The organism is Marinobacter sp. F3R08 (assembly GCF_018860425.1).
Taxonomy (GTDB): Bacteria; Pseudomonadota; Gammaproteobacteria; order Pseudomonadales; family Oleiphilaceae; genus Marinobacter.
The window spans coordinates 844,961-860,674 of the sequence record NZ_JAHKPI010000014.1 but is presented as its reverse complement, the minus strand read 5'-3'; the positions used below and the strand labels follow the sequence as shown (position 1 = coordinate 860,674).

The 15,714-nt window shown below is 54.6% G+C and carries 14 protein-coding genes; 8 read left to right on the top strand and 6 right to left on the bottom strand.

Translation table 11 applies throughout. From position 1 onward, the window contains the following. Positions 1-3 precede the first annotated feature (3 nt). Genes KO499_RS06945 through hutG form a run of 4 tightly spaced genes read right to left on the bottom strand, consistent with a single transcriptional unit; the run spans position 4 to position 4,711 of the window. Entirely contained in the window at positions 4-2,250 is a 2,247-nt protein-coding gene (locus KO499_RS06945; protein WP_215982968.1) for a TRAP transporter permease, read from the bottom strand. A 16-nt stretch (positions 2,251-2,266) separates the two neighbouring features. After that, on the bottom strand, positions 2,267-2,743 hold the full coding sequence (locus tag KO499_RS06940) for a DUF1850 domain-containing protein (protein ID WP_215982967.1): 477 nt from the start codon (positions 2,741-2,743) through the stop codon (positions 2,267-2,269). Next, the gene (locus tag KO499_RS06935) at positions 2,736-3,701 is read right to left on the bottom strand and encodes a TAXI family TRAP transporter solute-binding subunit (RefSeq protein ID WP_215982966.1); all 966 of its coding nucleotides are present in this window, start codon (positions 3,699-3,701) and stop codon (positions 2,736-2,738) included. Before KO499_RS06935 ends, KO499_RS06940 begins: the two co-directional genes overlap by 8 nt. Before the next feature lie 41 nt (positions 3,702-3,742). Further along, positions 3,743-4,711 (bottom strand): formimidoylglutamase, encoded by a 969-nt coding sequence (hutG, locus tag KO499_RS06930; protein ID WP_215982965.1) that lies wholly within the window; start codon positions 4,709-4,711, stop codon positions 3,743-3,745. Positions 4,712-4,921: 210 nt separating this feature from the next. On the opposite strand from hutG, the gene KO499_RS06925 reads away from it, so the two are divergent. The 5 genes from KO499_RS06925 to KO499_RS06905 are packed head-to-tail and all read left to right on the top strand — an operon-like array spanning position 4,922 to position 9,942. Next, entirely contained in the window at positions 4,922-5,698 is a 777-nt protein-coding gene (locus KO499_RS06925; RefSeq protein ID WP_215982964.1) for an IclR family transcriptional regulator, read from the top strand. Between the two features lie 15 nt (positions 5,699-5,713). Beyond that, complete coding sequence (locus tag KO499_RS06920; RefSeq protein ID WP_215982963.1) at positions 5,714-6,991, top strand: NAD(P)/FAD-dependent oxidoreductase; 1,278 nt, start codon at positions 5,714-5,716, stop codon at positions 6,989-6,991. A 29-nt stretch (positions 6,992-7,020) separates the two neighbouring features. Further along, positions 7,021-7,398, top strand: a complete 378-nt coding sequence (locus tag KO499_RS06915) for a RidA family protein (protein WP_215982962.1) — start codon at positions 7,021-7,023, stop codon at positions 7,396-7,398. Between the two features lie 18 nt (positions 7,399-7,416). Then, positions 7,417-8,928 carry an AMP-binding protein gene (locus KO499_RS06910; protein WP_215982961.1) on the top strand — a complete coding sequence of 504 codons (1,512 nt, stop codon included), beginning with the start codon at positions 7,417-7,419 and terminating at the stop codon, positions 8,926-8,928. Positions 8,929-8,973: 45 nt separating this feature from the next. Further along, on the top strand, positions 8,974-9,942 hold the full coding sequence (locus KO499_RS06905) for an NAD(P)H-dependent flavin oxidoreductase (RefSeq protein WP_215982960.1): 969 nt from the start codon (positions 8,974-8,976) through the stop codon (positions 9,940-9,942). Here KO499_RS06905 and KO499_RS06900 read toward each other — a convergent pair. Continuing rightward, positions 9,887-10,105 carry a hypothetical protein gene (locus KO499_RS06900; RefSeq protein ID WP_215982959.1) on the bottom strand — a complete coding sequence of 73 codons (219 nt, stop codon included), beginning with the start codon at positions 10,103-10,105 and terminating at the stop codon, positions 9,887-9,889. The genes KO499_RS06905 and KO499_RS06900 overlap by 56 nt on opposite strands. Before the next feature lie 290 nt (positions 10,106-10,395). On the opposite strand from KO499_RS06900, the gene KO499_RS06895 reads away from it, so the two are divergent. After that, entirely contained in the window at positions 10,396-12,375 is a 1,980-nt protein-coding gene (locus tag KO499_RS06895) for a putative bifunctional diguanylate cyclase/phosphodiesterase (RefSeq protein ID WP_215982958.1), read from the top strand. A gap of 46 nt (positions 12,376-12,421) precedes the next feature. Here KO499_RS06895 and KO499_RS06890 read toward each other — a convergent pair whose 3' ends face one another. Next, on the bottom strand, positions 12,422-13,957 hold the full coding sequence (locus KO499_RS06890; RefSeq protein WP_215982957.1) for a UxaA family hydrolase: 1,536 nt from the start codon (positions 13,955-13,957) through the stop codon (positions 12,422-12,424). 238 nt (positions 13,958-14,195) lie between these two features. Between KO499_RS06890 and KO499_RS06885 the strand changes: the two genes are divergently transcribed. Further along, on the top strand, positions 14,196-14,975 hold the full coding sequence (locus tag KO499_RS06885; RefSeq protein WP_323133326.1) for an FCD domain-containing protein: 780 nt from the start codon (positions 14,196-14,198) through the stop codon (positions 14,973-14,975). Between the two features lie 103 nt (positions 14,976-15,078). Continuing rightward, complete coding sequence (gene rhtB, locus KO499_RS06880; RefSeq protein ID WP_215982955.1) at positions 15,079-15,699, top strand: homoserine/homoserine lactone efflux protein; 621 nt, start codon at positions 15,079-15,081, stop codon at positions 15,697-15,699. Positions 15,700-15,714: the final 15 nt, after the last annotated feature.

Sequence of the window (15,714 nt, the reverse complement as noted above, 5' to 3'; positions counted from 1 at the left end):
TCCCTATCCCGTCTGAGTCGCTAACTGATAGTTTCCGATTCTATAGTTTCTGCCAAGGATCAAGAAAACCAGGCCCCCGGAAATCAGCAGCAGCCACGGACTGTGTGCCACCAGCGACAACCCGGCAAGGCTCAGGAGGATTTTCTCTGGTTTCGAAAGCGGCGCGCTGAAGAATCCGATATAAGCAGCCGACAACGCGACAATGCACAGGATGCCACTGATCATGGCAATCGAGAACTCGTACCAGGTAAAGTCAAGGAACAGCAGGCTTGGCGCGTAGATAAACATCAATGGCACCAGCGCCTTGCCCATGGACAGCCGGAAGGCCGTAGTGCCCGTCCTCATTGGATCAGAGCCTGAAATGCCCGCCCCCGCATAGGCGGCCAAGGCAACCGGTGGTGTCACATCCGCCAGCACACCGTAATAGAAGATAAAGAAATGGGACGCCAGCAACGCGATCCCGAAATCATCCAGCGCCGGAGCCACAATGGAGGCCAGAATGATGTAGGTCGGTGTGGTTGGAATCCCAGCGCCCATCAGGATACAGGCGACAGCCACCAATAACAGCGCGATAAACAGCGTCAAACTGTTTTCGGTCACCAGATCGAAGGGTATGAATGCGGCAAGCGTACTGCCGAAATCATGAGCCAGACCAACGATGGCGCCAGAGAACTTGAAACCAAGTCCGGTCAGCGTGGTAACACCTAGCAGGAAACCAACGCAGGCACAGGCGGCGGTAATGGCAATGGACTGTTTGGCGCCTTCTTCAAGGCCATCGATCAAACGACGAGGTGTAAGCACGCTCTCATGATCCAGCTTCCTGAAACCCAGGGGCCGCAAAACCAAGGGGATATAGGAGCAGCCAATCGTCAGGATGATGCCCCAGAATGCAGCCAGAAACGGCGTAAACTGCATCAGCAACAGTGTCACCATCACCACCAGCGGAATCACTTGATGCCAATGTTTGGAGAGCACAGCGCCCAGGCGGGGAATCTGGTCAGCCGGCATGCCCTTGAGGTTAAGGCGACGGGCCTCGAAATGAACCATGCAGAGGGTGGCCAGGTAATGGAATGCAGCCGGAATGATGGCGATGAGAATCAGCTCATTGTAGGGTACGCCCAGCATTTCAGACATGACAAAAGCCGAAGCGCCCATGATCGGCGGAGTGATCTGCCCACCACAAGAAGAAGCAGCCTCTGTAGCGGCGGCAAAACGACCGCTGAAGCCGTACTTTTTCATCATCGGGATTGTAAATGCCCCGGTCGTAACGGTATTCGCAACCGGGGAACCTGAGATCATGCCGAAAAAGCCCGATGAAACGACAGACACTTTTGCCGGTCCCCCGGAGTAACGGCCTGCAACCAGTGTCGCCAACTCGATGAACAACTGGCCAAGACCGGACGCCTGAGCAAGCACACCAAATAACACAAAGTGGTAAACGTAGGTGGCAACCACGCCAATAGCGATGCCGTAGATGCCTTCCGTGCCCAGGTACAAATGCTCCACCAAGCGGATAATGTCATACCCCCGGTGCGCCATCACACCTGGCAGATAGGGGCCAAACATCGCATACAACAACGCCAGTACGCCAATGATGGACAATGACTCTCCCATGGTCCGGCGAGCGCCCTCAACGACCAACATCACGGCGACACCACCCATCATGTAATCAAAAGCCTGCGGGAAACCAACGTTGATAATGAAGATCTCATCGAAGAAGACGATCAGATAGGCGGAAAAGCCAGCTCCCGCCAACATCAACGGCCAGTCAATCCAGCTGGGCTTATTACGACCACCCAGAGCAGCTACGGGCAAGGCAGACAATCCCATCAGCGCGGCAAACGCGTATATCCCCCACCCCCACCAGGCTGGGATGTCGCCGGCCAGCGCTTGAACCAGCTGGTGGGCAATCAAGAGGTAGAACGCGCCGTATAGAAGGCTCAACCCGACGTTGAGTTTGAAATGCTTCGGTTGCCGCCTGGGAAACACGATAAACAGCAGGCCCATGATGAAGGCCATATGCACGTTACGGTGGGTCACTTCATTCAGCAGGCCGAAACCCGCTGTGTAAATATGGAAGACACTGAGAACGACGCAGGTAACGGTCACCAGCGTTTTGAGAGCACCTTTGAGATCTCGGAAATTCGATTCGTTATCGAACTTTTTTATCAGGCTATCCAGATCCGCCTGGTGCATTTCAGGTCCGGTGGATGACGAACCGCTGGCCGTCTGGCTGTTCGAATTGCTCATACCCGTTGACTCTGAGTTATTGTTGGCAGTTAGAGACCGGTGTAAACAGCAGCCCGCTGTCCGGCCATTGATTTAAATTGATCGTGCTGTTGCCAGTGTGAAGTCTGTTTTTGAAGCGTTGATCGGTACGAACAACCAGGCGACCAATCTTACGATCCATCTTCAAAATGAACTGGCCATTCCGATGCTCAAATGACAAGGCGTCCGGTTCATTTACCAGTGATGGCAAACCCTGTCCGTGAGCAATGAAAACTTCGGCTGTCTGAGAGATCGTCAGATCACCAACCGGGGACGTAATGAGACGATAGAAGTCCGTCACTGGCGTCAACGATACGGAGTGGATGAACGAGAGTTCAAACATCCCGTCAGTCACGGGAACGCAGGTTAACAACCTGCCCTCCCGATACTGACTGATCTCAAGACCATCAGCCTGCAAATGACCGGCCGAGGAAAGAACCCCAGCCAGCAGCAGGCGCAAGGCAACCTTATTCAATGACACCCTTCTCACGGAAATACTTCTCCGCACCGGGGTGCAGCGGGATAGAAACAGACTCAAGCGCGGTCTCAACCGAGATTTCCTTGCCTTTCACATGAACCTTGCCAAGCGTTTCGGTGTTCTCGTAAAGCGCCTTGGTCACGGCGTAGGCGATGTCTTCCGGCAAATCCGCATGAGTTGCCCAGATAGCACGGACAGCGATCGTTTCAACATCCTTGTCGACCCCCTTGTAAGTTCCGGCAGGCAGCACCGTGGACGTGTAGTACGGCTGGGTTTCCTGTAGTTTTTTGATGGGATCGCCAGTCAGAGGAATAACGCTGATGTCATGTCCATTGGCCAGTTCTACGATGGAGGCAGTCGGAGCACCTGCGGTAATCAAAGATGCATCCAGGTTACCATCCTTGATCTTTTCAGCAGACTGGGAAAATGACGAGTAATCTTCGTTCACATCGTCACGGCTCATTCCGTGAGCGTTGAGCAGGTCGCCCAGCAGCTGCCATTGGCCGGAACCGGGGGATCCTGAGCTAACCGATTTGTCTTCCAGGTCGGTGAACGAATCAAGTCCGGGCTGAGCCACCAACTGGACCGTTTCCGGGTAAAGTGCTCCCAAAGCCCGCAGGTTCTTTTGTGCCTTACCCTCGAACTGATTTTTGCCCTTATAAGCAGAATCCAGAATATCAGCGGCCACAAAAGCAGACTCGATATCACCACGTCCCAGCAGACCGGCGTTGGCGACTGAGGCGTTGCCCGTTTCGGCCGTTGCGGACAGCTTCTTGCCATCGAGATCGGCATTATTGGAAATCACTTGCGCCAGCATGCCGCCAAGAGGGTAGTAAGTACCGCCCGTTCCGCCGGTCGCAATGCCAAAAAACACTCTCTCTTGCGCCTGAGCAGCACCAGCGGCGAGGCCGACTCCCAAGGCAGCAGACACAAGAATCGTCTTCAGTTTTCTCATTGTTGCACCTTCCTTTTCTGTTTGAACTTAGGGGTGCCGCCTCACGGACGGCGGTTAGGACACAGAAGTGCGTCCGCCAGCAGGGCCGCCGTTTTAGCGGTCACGCCAGATTCGTCGAATTCAGGGTTCAATTCGGATATTTCTACCAGGGGCATGCCCTGGGGAAGCGAGCGGGCGAGGTGCTCCACCTCATCGATCACCGCATCAATCACTTCCAGTGCAACACCTCGTGCCGCTGGAGCGCTGACACCCGGAGCCTGATAGTGCGGCAGCACATCAAGGTCGATGGTCAGATAGAGCATGTCCATGCCCTGACAAAAATCACGTATTTGCTCCAGCACTTCGGGGATATCCGATACACGCATATCCCGGTCCTCCCGGTAGCTGACACCCAACTCATCGGCACGCCCGAAAAGAGACCGGGTATTACTGGTTCTTGCAAGACCAAGACAACAATAATGAAAGGCTTCTCGCCCAAATTGCTCAGCGATCTGGGCAAAGGGCGTACCGGACGAAGGCCCCTGCTCACCCGTCATGCGCAGATCGAAATGAGCATCCAGATTGATAATGCCAATTCGAGTCGTGGTCGGGTCAAAGACACGGGCAAGGCCAGAAAAGCTACCCCATGCTGTCTCATGCCCTCCACCAACAACCAAAAGACGGCGAACGAGCGGCAACGTGTCAGCAACCTTTGAGGCCAGCTCCTCCTGCCCCGGCTCCAGAGCATCACCAGCAACCTCAACAGTGCCGAAATCCTGTACCGACAGGTCGTCGTCGCCATACCACGCCAGGTTTGCCAACTGACGACGTAAGGCATAAGGCCCCGCTGCAGCGCCCAGTCGGCCCTTATTTCTGCGGACTCCCGCATCACAGGCAAAACCAAGCAAACCAACCGTCGAACCAACACCGGCAGTTGGCGACGATGACACCTTCTGATGCCAACGAATTGCATCCGGATTTTCTTCCTTATCTATCCGGCCTTCCCATTTTTGTGCTGGTTTAAACGTCACGACAAGCTCTCAAAAATTTAATATGCAATCATATAAGCATACAAAAATGCCTCATGGAACACTTTGTCAGCACAAGCCATTCACCTGTGCATTTATTTTTTATATATGAATTTTAAGAACAGAAAGTGAAGTATTTTCTCACCTCGCGATAAGCCAATAAGCACGGCAACGGGTACAGTGATAAACACCAAGCAGAATGAGCCGAAGAAAATGCAACGAAGCGGGATTCAGACCCTGGACAGGAGCTATTCATTGCTTCAACTCGTGATCAGGGCAGGTTATCGAGGCCAATCCATATCTCAACTTGTCGAGGCGTCAGGGCTGAGTACGCCAACTGTGTACCGGCTGGTCCGGGCGCTAAAGGATCTGGGATTGCTGAGACAGCCCCTGAATCGCGGTTCGGTATACCCGGGGCCGGAACTTCTTGGTTGGGGTGAACTCATTCGCGACGCTCTGGACAACATCGCGCACATGCACCTTCTGGACATGGCCGAAACGCTAGGAGACAGCTTTTTCCTGATGGTGCCGGACGGATTTCATGTGCTGTGCCTGGACATAGTTGATGGTCGGCACCCGGCACGGAGCTATACCCGTCAGAAAGGTGACCGTATTCCCTTCGGAGTTGGCCAGGCGTCTATTGCGATACTGAGTTTCATGAGCGAACCCGAACAAGCGCATATTCTTGACCACAACGAACCTGCCTTCCTGCGGGCACGGGGCATTAACCAGCGTCGTGTAAAAGAAGCCATTGCCAACTGCCAGCATCTGGAAATCACCTGCGGTGTTGAAGACTCCGATCCACCGGAATTCACCGGTATCGCTGTCCCGGTCTTTGACAAAGACCGAAGACCAATCGCCGCCCTGAGCTGCTGCCTCAGGCGATCCAGACTGTCAGATGATCACTACGAAAGACTTGTAACAGCACTCCTGACCAGTGCCCGAGCGATCAGCCAAAACCTTTTCGACTCGCTGGAATCCACCCGATAGAAGAGCGAAATCACGATGAGTACAAGTGGTTCTCCATACCCTGTTTATCAAAGCACCTGCGGTTGGACTGACACGCCAAGCCTGCGCCGAACGCATCCGCGCCTAAAAGGTGCCCAGACATGTGATGCGGTCATTATCGGCGCCGGCTATACGGGAATCGCCATAGCAAAACAGCTGGCGAGTCAGATGCCGGAGCTGGACATCAGGATCCTCGAAGCGGAGACCATAGGCTCAGGCTCTCCGGGCCGCAACTCGGGCTTCGTCCTTGAACACGCCTTCACGGCAGCCAGCACGGCTACCGCGGGCGCGCTATACGAACACTACAAAACAACCCAGGATGAAATGCGTGCCACTGTGTTTCAGGGCGCCTACACGCCAGAAGCCCGGATTTTTAAGGGTGCCGCGACCCAAAGAGGCGAAAAGAAACTGGTCGCTCTGGCACAGCTACTGGAGAAAAGCGGCCAACCCTTCGAGTGGATGGGCTATGACCGCATGAGATCCATCACAGGTAGCCGCTACTATCGGGCTGGATTGAACCTGCCGGGCAACAGCCTGGTGAACCCTTACGCCCTGATCTCAAATCTGGCCCACAGTCTGCAAAAACAAATCACGCTTTACGAGGAGAGCCCTGCCACTCGCCTTTCACGAGGCGCTTCAGACAAATGGTTCATAGCAACCCCGGAAGGTTCCTTACAAGCTCCGATGGTCTTTTTAGCCAACAATGCCTTTGCAACCTCTCTGGGCATTGGTAATGCGTACAGCGTAAAAATCTTTACCTATGCTGGCGTCACACCTCCTCTTCCACCCGATCTGTTTGCCGCCCTCGCACCTGAGGGTCATTGGGGCCTGCTGCCAGCTCATCGGCTCGGCTCCACCCTCAGAACGACCGATGACGGTCGACTTCTGATCCGTGGCTTCTACGGCTATGAACATGAGGACAATGATTCAACCCGCGGCTACCTCGAACAGAGCCTTTTTAGCCGCTTCCCGGAACTGCGTCACTACGGCCTGGAGAAATGGTGGGGCGGCACAACCTCACTGACAGCGAATGGCGCCCCCCTCTGGGGCCAGTTCGAGAAAGGCCTGTTCGCCTCTATAGGCTGCAACGGCGTGGGCATCCTCAAAGGAACCCTTCTTGGCAAACAGTTAGCCAACCTGGCGACAGGGCAGCCTTCCATGGATGTCCAAAGGCTTATGGGGCGGCCCGGCTGGATGCCACCGGAACCGATCCGGCATATCGGATTCAATATGGTCAGTGCCGTAGAGAGGCGACTGGCAGGTGCTGAACGTTAACCACAGACAACCAAAGGAAACCTGACAACATGATTAAAACGGTCAAAACCGAACTGTACCAATCACCTTCGCCACTCGAGTGGGCCACTATTGGCAACGGCATACTGTTTACCGCCCAGATTCCAATAGATGACCAGGGTAAGGTGGTGACCGGCGGCATCGAAGCCCAGACCTACCAGACCATGAAAAATCTCTGCCATACACTGGACTGCGCCAACGCCGACCTGACAGATATCACTCAGGTCATGATTTACGTGACAGACAGGGCCTATCTGTCAACGGTGAACAGGATATATAGTGAATACTTCAAAGAACCGTATCCGAATCGCGCCGCTCTTGTGGTTGCAGGTCTGGCAAGAGAAGACATGCTCGTGGAACTGGTGGTTTACGCTGCGGTTAAGAATTAAAAGCTAACAGGAAACCAAATGACTGCCGCACTCGTTTTTGAAGACTTATACCGCGCAGGATCTGACATTGATTTGCGAGGACTGAAACTTGCGGGCGGGTTAACCTCGCTAGGTCTGAATGAGGGCGACGTTGTTGCGGTCATGATGAAAAACCACCCAGCACTTATGGACATCATGGTGGCGTGTCGAACGATAGGGATCTATCACTGTGCGATCAACTGGCACTTCAAGGCTGAGGAAGCGCGTTACATCATGAACGACTGTGATGCCAAAGCCATCATAATCCAGTCGGAGTTCCTGAGAGCAGTTGAATCCGCCATTCCTGCAGGCATACCTGTTCTGGTTATAGATTCCCACGGCGCAAGTCACACAAACTACGAGGACTGGCTAAGTAAACAGCCGGTCTACAGCGGCTCCGAGAGAAACCCCAGAGGCATGATGCCCTATACCTCGGGTACCACGGGGAAACCCAAAGGGGTTCGCCGTATGCCCCTTGCCCCTGCCTACCTGCCATTGATGAGAGAACTTGCAGACAAAGGCTGGGGCATCAAACCCGGCGTAAAGACGTTAATGCCAGCACCGCTTTATCACAGTGCACCCTGTAACATGACACAGCAGGCGCTGTTAAACGGCGAATTGCTGGTACTCACTCAAGGCTTTGATGCGGAAAATATTCTGCGCCTGATCGAACGGCACGCAATCACAACGGTCTACCTTGTCCCTATCATGTTTACGAGGCTGCTGCGCCTGCCAGAAGAGGTAAAGCAACAATACGACCTATCCTCGGTGTCTTTCGTTGCATCAACAGGAGCACCCTGCTCCCCCGAGCTAAAAACATCAATGATTGAATGGTGGGGAGCCGTCATTCACGAAACATATGCCTCCAGCGAAACCGGAATGCTCACTATCCAGCATCCCAAAGACGCACGGAACAAACCCGGAAGTGTCGGCAAACCGGCGCTGGGCGCGGAGGTAAAGATCATTGACGAGGATGGCAATGAGTGCCCTTCCGGTGAGGTTGGAATTATCTACGGACGGCAGCCTGCTTACCCGGATTTCACGTACCAGAATAACCAGCAGGCAAGAGACAAAGCCGCGTTCGGTCAACTGGCAACCGTGGGCGATATGGGTTACTTCGACAAGGATGGCTATTTGTATATATGTGATCGCATCTCAGACATGGTCATTTCAGGCGGCGTGAACATCTACCCGGCTGAAATCGAAAATGTATTGCTGGAACTCAAAGGCGTTCAGGACTGTGCTGTCATCGGCGTTCCTGACCAGGAATATGGCGAATCACTTGTCGGGCTGGTCAAACTCCACAATCCCAATGACGATACCCTCACGGAAATCAGGGCCCATCTGGAAAACCGGCTTGCAAAATACAAAGTACCCCGGACCCTCACGGTCGTCGACGACATTGCCCGGGACGACAACGGCAAAATCTCCAAGAAAACAATCAGACAGCAGTTTATTCAAGTACAGCCGCCATCATCCCAAGCCAGCCGCGATACTCTGGCGCGCCAGTAATCCCGGCGACCTTGCAACCAAATACAAAAACAGGAGTTCAGGCACATGAGTCTGCCCGATAGCCTCAAAGACCGACTGGCACTGCCAGTGATCTGCTCGCCGCTGTTTATTATCTCCACCCCCAAGCTTGTTATCGAGCAGTGTAAAGCCGGCCTTGTGGGTTCGTTCCCGGCGCTGAATGCACGGCCCGCCGAGAAGCTCGATGAGTGGCTAACGGAGATTGAAACCGAACTGGCGGCCTATCAGGCAGCAAACCCCGACGTTAAAGTCGCCCCCTACGCCGTCAACCAGATTGCTCATGGTTCCAATGACCGGCTTGCCCACGATATGGAGGTCTGCGTAAAGCACAAGGTGCCAATCATCATTACCAGCCTGCAGGCATCACCGATGGTGATTGAGGCAGCGCACAGCTACGGCGGCCTGGTATTCCACGATGTCATCAACGTACGGCATGCCAGGAAGGCACTGGCAGCGGGTGTTGACGGCCTGATTCTGGTGACCGCAGGGGCCGGCGGCCATGCCGGCACCTTAAGCCCTTTTGCCCTCCTGTCTGAGGTTCGCAGTTTCTTTGACGGCCCGATCATTCTGGGCGGCGCGATCACCCAAGGTAACCACATACTCAGCGCCAGGGTGATGGGTGCAGACCTGGCCTACATGGGCACACGGTTCATTGCCACTCAAGAAGCCAATGCAGACCAGGCCTATAAAGACATGATCGTGCAATCCACGGCATCCGACGTGGTCTACAGCAACCTGTTTACCGGGGTTCATGGCAACTATCTGCGGGGCAGTATTGAGAACGCCGGGCTTGATCCGGACAATTTGCCCACGTCTGACAAAAGCAAAATGTCGTTTGGCTCAAAAGGTAGCAGCAAGAGCAAAGCCTGGCGTGACATCTGGGGAGCCGGCCAGGGCGTTGGAGGAATCTCAGAACTCACAACGGTTGCACAGACTGTCGCTACGCTGAATGATGAATACCAGACAGCGCTCCAGGGCATTGCCCAGCATCGGTAAACCCGACTGACCCGAACTCTTCCTCTATCAGACGGCGCTCAAAGAGCGCTTTCTGAAGCGCGGAATATTTGGTCGGGCTCGGGTCGCTGTTGTATGCCTCTCGTGCAATCCGGGCTGCAAAGCGCTTTTTCTGCAGGATTTCCTGAATATCTGCGGTGCTCATTTTCTCCTCCATCTTTTTAAAACCACCTGCTCACGATAAACGATGCATCCAGTCGCATCTCAACGGCTTTCTGCATGAATTGTGGCAAATGATGGCCTTTCGTTTTGGGCCAGGGCTGGCGGTGCAGGTAGAGCCCTCTCAAAATCAGTTGTCACCGGGCCTCTGTATTTGTGATGATGGGCTGGTCAACCTGTCTGTTTTTCAACCACAGTGCCAGCGCTCGAAAGAAGGATTTTCTGGCGAAGCCACTCAGACTTCGCAACCTGGCCCGTAAATGGAACGGGGGCAGAATGAACAAGTACAGGTTCAAAGACATCTGGTTATTGGATGATCAGGTACCAGAGCTGACTCAGCAGCTCTACGTAGAGCTGAGGGGCTATGAATACCTTGGGGTCAGCGCTTCGTTTATGGTGTTGCTGCTTTTCTGGGGCTCCGTCGCCAGCAACCTGATCCATCTGTTATTGATCCTGTGGCTCATCCTGATGTGCTGCCTCTATCTGTATCAATGGAAGCTGCTGAGGGAGGGCGGCCCCGAACTGGCCTACGAAACCACGGAACGCTGGGCGCCGAAAAATCGCGTGATGGCATTCCTTATAGCGCTTGGCTGGGCGGCATTGGCACCATTACTGCTGTGGCAGATTGGCCCCTGGCATACGGTCGCCCTGGTGTTACTGCTGTTCGCTGTGCTTTCCATGCCGGTATCCGCCTACAGCAATGATTACCCGGCAGCGGTTCTCAGTGTGTGTGCAATCGCTGTCCCGACTTTCATCAGTTTGCTCGCTCGCCAGTCCATTGATCTTCAGGGGCCACATCTGCTCCTTGCTGCGGTCTTTTCGTTTGGTGCGTTTCTCTGCCTTGTCAGCGGGCATCGCCTGGCCAGAACCCGGCGCCGTGCAGTCAAAGAGCAGAATGAACTGGCGAAAGCAAAAGTCAGCATTACAAGCATCGAGAGCACCCTTCGCCTTGAGCGGGAAACAGATCCACAAACAGGTCTCGGCAACCGACCGTGGTTTGAGGGGTACCTGAAGGAAAATTACCACGACGACAACAGGCCCTATTATCTGGTGGCCTTGAATCTCGATAACTTCACCGATGTCACGTCTACTATCGGCAGGCATGCCGCCGATTTTGTACTCCAGGATCTGGCTGGCCGCTTGAGCCACCCTGAAGGACATCGACAACTCGCCGCCAGGGGTGACCATGGCGCCTTCCTGATCCTCTACGAAGGGCGTGTTTCGGGCACAGAAATAGAGGAAACCGTCAGTCACCTGTACTCATTGGCAGGAAGGCCGTTTATCTGGCAGGGCCAGCCGCTCAACTTTTCCTGCTCTCTGGGCGTGGCCGGAGGGCTCAGCGACGACACCAGCGCTTCACTCGTGGTTGAAAATGCCCTGTTATCAATGCGTGAAGCCAGCAATGTGCCCGGCAACTCGTTTTGCATCCATGACCTCAAATTACAGGACAAGGCAAACCGGCAGGCGGTTATCCGAAGAGAGCTGGCAAGCGTTACTGAACGCGGTGAGCTTTTCCTGGCATTACAACCCAAGGTGGAACTGGCAACGGGTAAGGTTTTCAGTGCTGAGGCGTTGTTGCGATGGGAGCATCCGAAACTTGGCTTTATGAGCCCTGCGGACTTCATTCCTTTGGCCGAATCCACTGGCGCCATTATTCCTGTTGGGAGGTGGGTTATTGAGGAGGCAACACGATTGCTCCTGGAAAGCGATCTGCCACCGGGCTTTTCCATTGCCGTGAACGTTTCCGTTCTTCAGTTCAAAGATCCGGAGCTTGTCCAGACGCTGAGAAAATCACTGGATCAGCTCGCGGGTACCGGGCAGAAACTGGAAATTGAAATCACCGAAAGTGCCGTCATGGACGATGCTGCCCGGGTTCATAGAACGGTTCGCGAACTCATCAAACTGGGCGTCAGGATAGCGCTCGACGATTTCGGGACAGGTTATTCCTCGCTCGCGTGCATAACGCAGCTGCCGCTGCATACGTTAAAACTTGATAAGAGTTTCATTGATTCCATCACCTCGGACAGAAAGCAGGCCACACTGGTCAATGCCACAATCAGAGGCGCCGCATTGCTGGATGTGGATCTTGTTGCTGAGGGCGTGGAAACCAGAGAGCAATGTCAGCTTCTTCATGACTTTGGATGCCGGTTCGTTCAGGGCTACTATTTTGCCCGCCCAATGATCAAAAATGAATTCTCATCCTGGGTCCGAAAACTGGGTGGGGAGTTATGTAGCAGTCACTGGAAGGCCAGCTGAACAGCGCAGAGGCTCCTCACCGTGATGGCTCGGAGCCCGCGCAATCCTACATCTGCGCGCCAAGCTGCCAGGGTACAAATTCGTAGTCACCCAAACCGTTCAGCTCACTCTTGGACTGATCCCCCGAAGCAATGTCGATGATTAGATCCAGAATCTCCTGCCCCTTCACCTCCAGGGAAACCCCCTCATCAATAATATCGCCACAGTTGATATCCATATCCTCCTCCATGTTCTGAAAGAGCGTGGTATTGGTTGCCAACTTGATGGAAGGGGCCGGTTTGAAGCCGAATACCGAACCTCGCCCCGTGGTGAAACACACAACATTTGAGCCGGAAGCAACCTGCCCGGTGATCGCACAGGGATCGTAGCCGGGGCCATCAACGAGTACGAACCCTTTGGTATCGATCGGCTGTGAGTACAGATACACCCCTTTCAACGGCGAGGTACCCGCCTTCGCAATAGCCCCCAGGGACTTCTCGAAAATCGTCGTCAAGCCGCCCGCCTTGTTGCCCGGGGTCGGGTTGTTGTCCATCTCGCCGCCATTTTTAGCGGCATATTCTTCCCACCAGTGAATACGATCCACCAGTTTCTGGGCCACCTCAGGAGAGGCTGCACGACGAGTCAGCAAATGCTCGGCACCGTATACCTCTGGCGTTTCGGAAAGCACGACAGTACCTCCTGCACTCACCAACAAGTCCGCTGCAACGCCCAGCGCAGGGTTGGCAGTAATGCCGGAGTACCCGTCAGATCCGCCACACTGCAGTGCCACCGTAAGCTCAGACAGGGGCTCATCCGTGCGCGTGCACTGCTCGGCCAGAGGCAGCATCGACTTGATAACCTCAACCCCCGCCTGAACCGTCTTACGGGTGCCGCCCTGCTCCTGGATAATGAGCTTTCTGAAGGCGCTGCCCTCTTCCAGCCCCACCTCTTCCATCATTCTGGAGACCTGCATCACCTCGCAGCCGAGACCGATCATCAGAGTCGATGCGAAGTTAGGATGGCCCGCATACCCCATCAGCGTACGCTGCAGATTCCCGTAGCCCTCACCGTCGGACTTGATACAGCAGCCAGCCCCATGAACAAGCGGTACGATGCCATCCACATTCGGATAGTCCGCAAGAATGCCGCTGTTCTTTACCTCATCGGCAACCAGTCGCGCGACCGTTGCCGAGCAGTTCACGCTGGTCAGAATCCCGATATAGTTTCGGGTACCAACCTTGCCGGACGAACGCCGAAACCCTTTAAAGGTGCGATTCTGATGACGAGTATCAGCAACAAAATTTCCGGCGTCCGCACAGAAATCGTAATCCCGCTCGAAGTCCTCTACCCCACAGTTCTGGCTGTGAACGTGGTCACCTGGCGCAATAGGCTCTTTGGCAAAGCCGATTACCTGTGCGTATTTGACCACTTCCGCACCGGTGCCTATCTCTTTTACCGCAATTTTATGGCCTCGAGGGACATCTCGGCTGACCTGGATATCGTTCACTGAAATCGTTGCGCCTGCGGGAATATCTTCCAGCGCCAGGGCAACGTTATCTTGCGGGTTGAGGAGCGTTACTTTTCTTACTGTTTTAAAAAACATGCCAAGCCTCTTATTTTTACACCACTTAAATTCTGTATCGGCCAGATTCCATCATCAGGGCAGCATTCACGACTGCATCTTCACCAGCGCGAAGCGCGCAAGTCCAGAGCTTTATGAATTGGTCCTACCAGTATTTTCCTGCCTGCCATGGACGCCTCTGGCAAAATCTCCGATAGTGACTGGGCGTGGCCGGGATACCCGCAAAAGCCAGACAAAGCAGGAGGCACTGGTCTGACCAGTGAAGAAAGTGAGGACAGACAGCAAACCTTTACCAATCTCACATTCGATCGCGCATCAGATCGAGACAATGATTCTGGATGGATCACTGACGCCGAAGCAGAAGATTCCGTCCGAGCGCCAGCTCTCCAGTCGACTGGGCGTATCGCGCTCGATCGTGCGCGAAGCACTGCGTGAACTGCAGGGGCGCGGTGTCATCGAAACTCGCCACGGCCAAGGCTCCTTTGTGGCCGAAATTGTGCCGGAACCCGAAGACCAGAGCCCATTACTACAGCTGTTTTTCACCCACTCCCGCCTCCTGTACGACCTCTATGAAGTGCGTGAGCAGCTTGAGGGGCAAGCCACGTACCTGGCGGCGCAACGGGGTACCGAGAAAGATTTCTACCGAATCACCAAAGCCTTCAAGGCACTGGAAAGCGCCGACCTGAGAGCCAGGGCTGAACTCGATCACGCCTTTCATCGCTCCATCGTCGAGGCGTCCCATAACCCGGTACTGGTCCATATACTGAGCAGCCTCAATCAACTGATACTGCATTCGGTGCAGACCTCGGTCAGCAACCTCCCGCAGCGTCCTCATATCCGGCAACAAATCGACAAGCACCACCGCCAGGTTTACAACGCGGTTATTAATCGACAGCCCCAGAGGGCCGAGAAGGCAGCGACCACTCATATCCGACATGTGAGCAAAAGCGTTCGCGAATTTGAAAAGCAGGAACAACGCATATTTCGTGATGCCATACAGGAACCTGCCCTGGATGCCGGCACACTGTATCGTCCCTGATTCACAACGAGCTTTCTGACTTGCGCATCGCTCAAAACCTCCCGCGGCTTGCCTTCGTCGCTGATACGGTGTAACTATCAGTCTTTTTCGGGAGCGAATCATTATGTCACTGGCAGCCTGGCTCACTTTTCTTGTGGCAGCCGTTCTGATCAGCGTTTCCCCGGGCGCCGGGGCGATCAATACCATGAGCAATGGCATGCGTTACGGTGTTCGCCGTTCGCTACCGGCCATCATGGGGCTGCAACTGGGTTTCGGGATTCAGATTCTGTTGGTGGGTGCCGGACTCGGAGCCATCATCGCCTCCTCAAATATTGCTTTGGCGGTGATCAAATGGCTGGGTGTTGCCTACCTGATCTGGCTGGGCATTTCGAAATGGCGTGAGCCGGTATTGGAAACCATGGAAGATGACCGCCAGCCCGTTAGCGGGCATAAAAGGTTCTGGAATGCGGTGTTCGTGAACCTGACCAATCCCAAGGCGACGGTCTTCCTGGTGGCTCTGTTCCCGCAATTTCTGGTAGCCGGCGCACCCCATGGTCCCCAGCTTATCACCATGGGCACCACTCTGATTCTGGTGGATTGCCTGGTGATGCTCGGCTACGCCCTGCTGGCCAGCCAGCTGTTCCGGTTCATTACCACCGCCCGGCGACAGCGGCAGATGAACCGGGTCTTTGGCGGTCTGTTCGTGACCGCTGCGGTGGCACTGGCCAGCTTCAAGCGGGCCTGATGCTGGCCAGTGTCC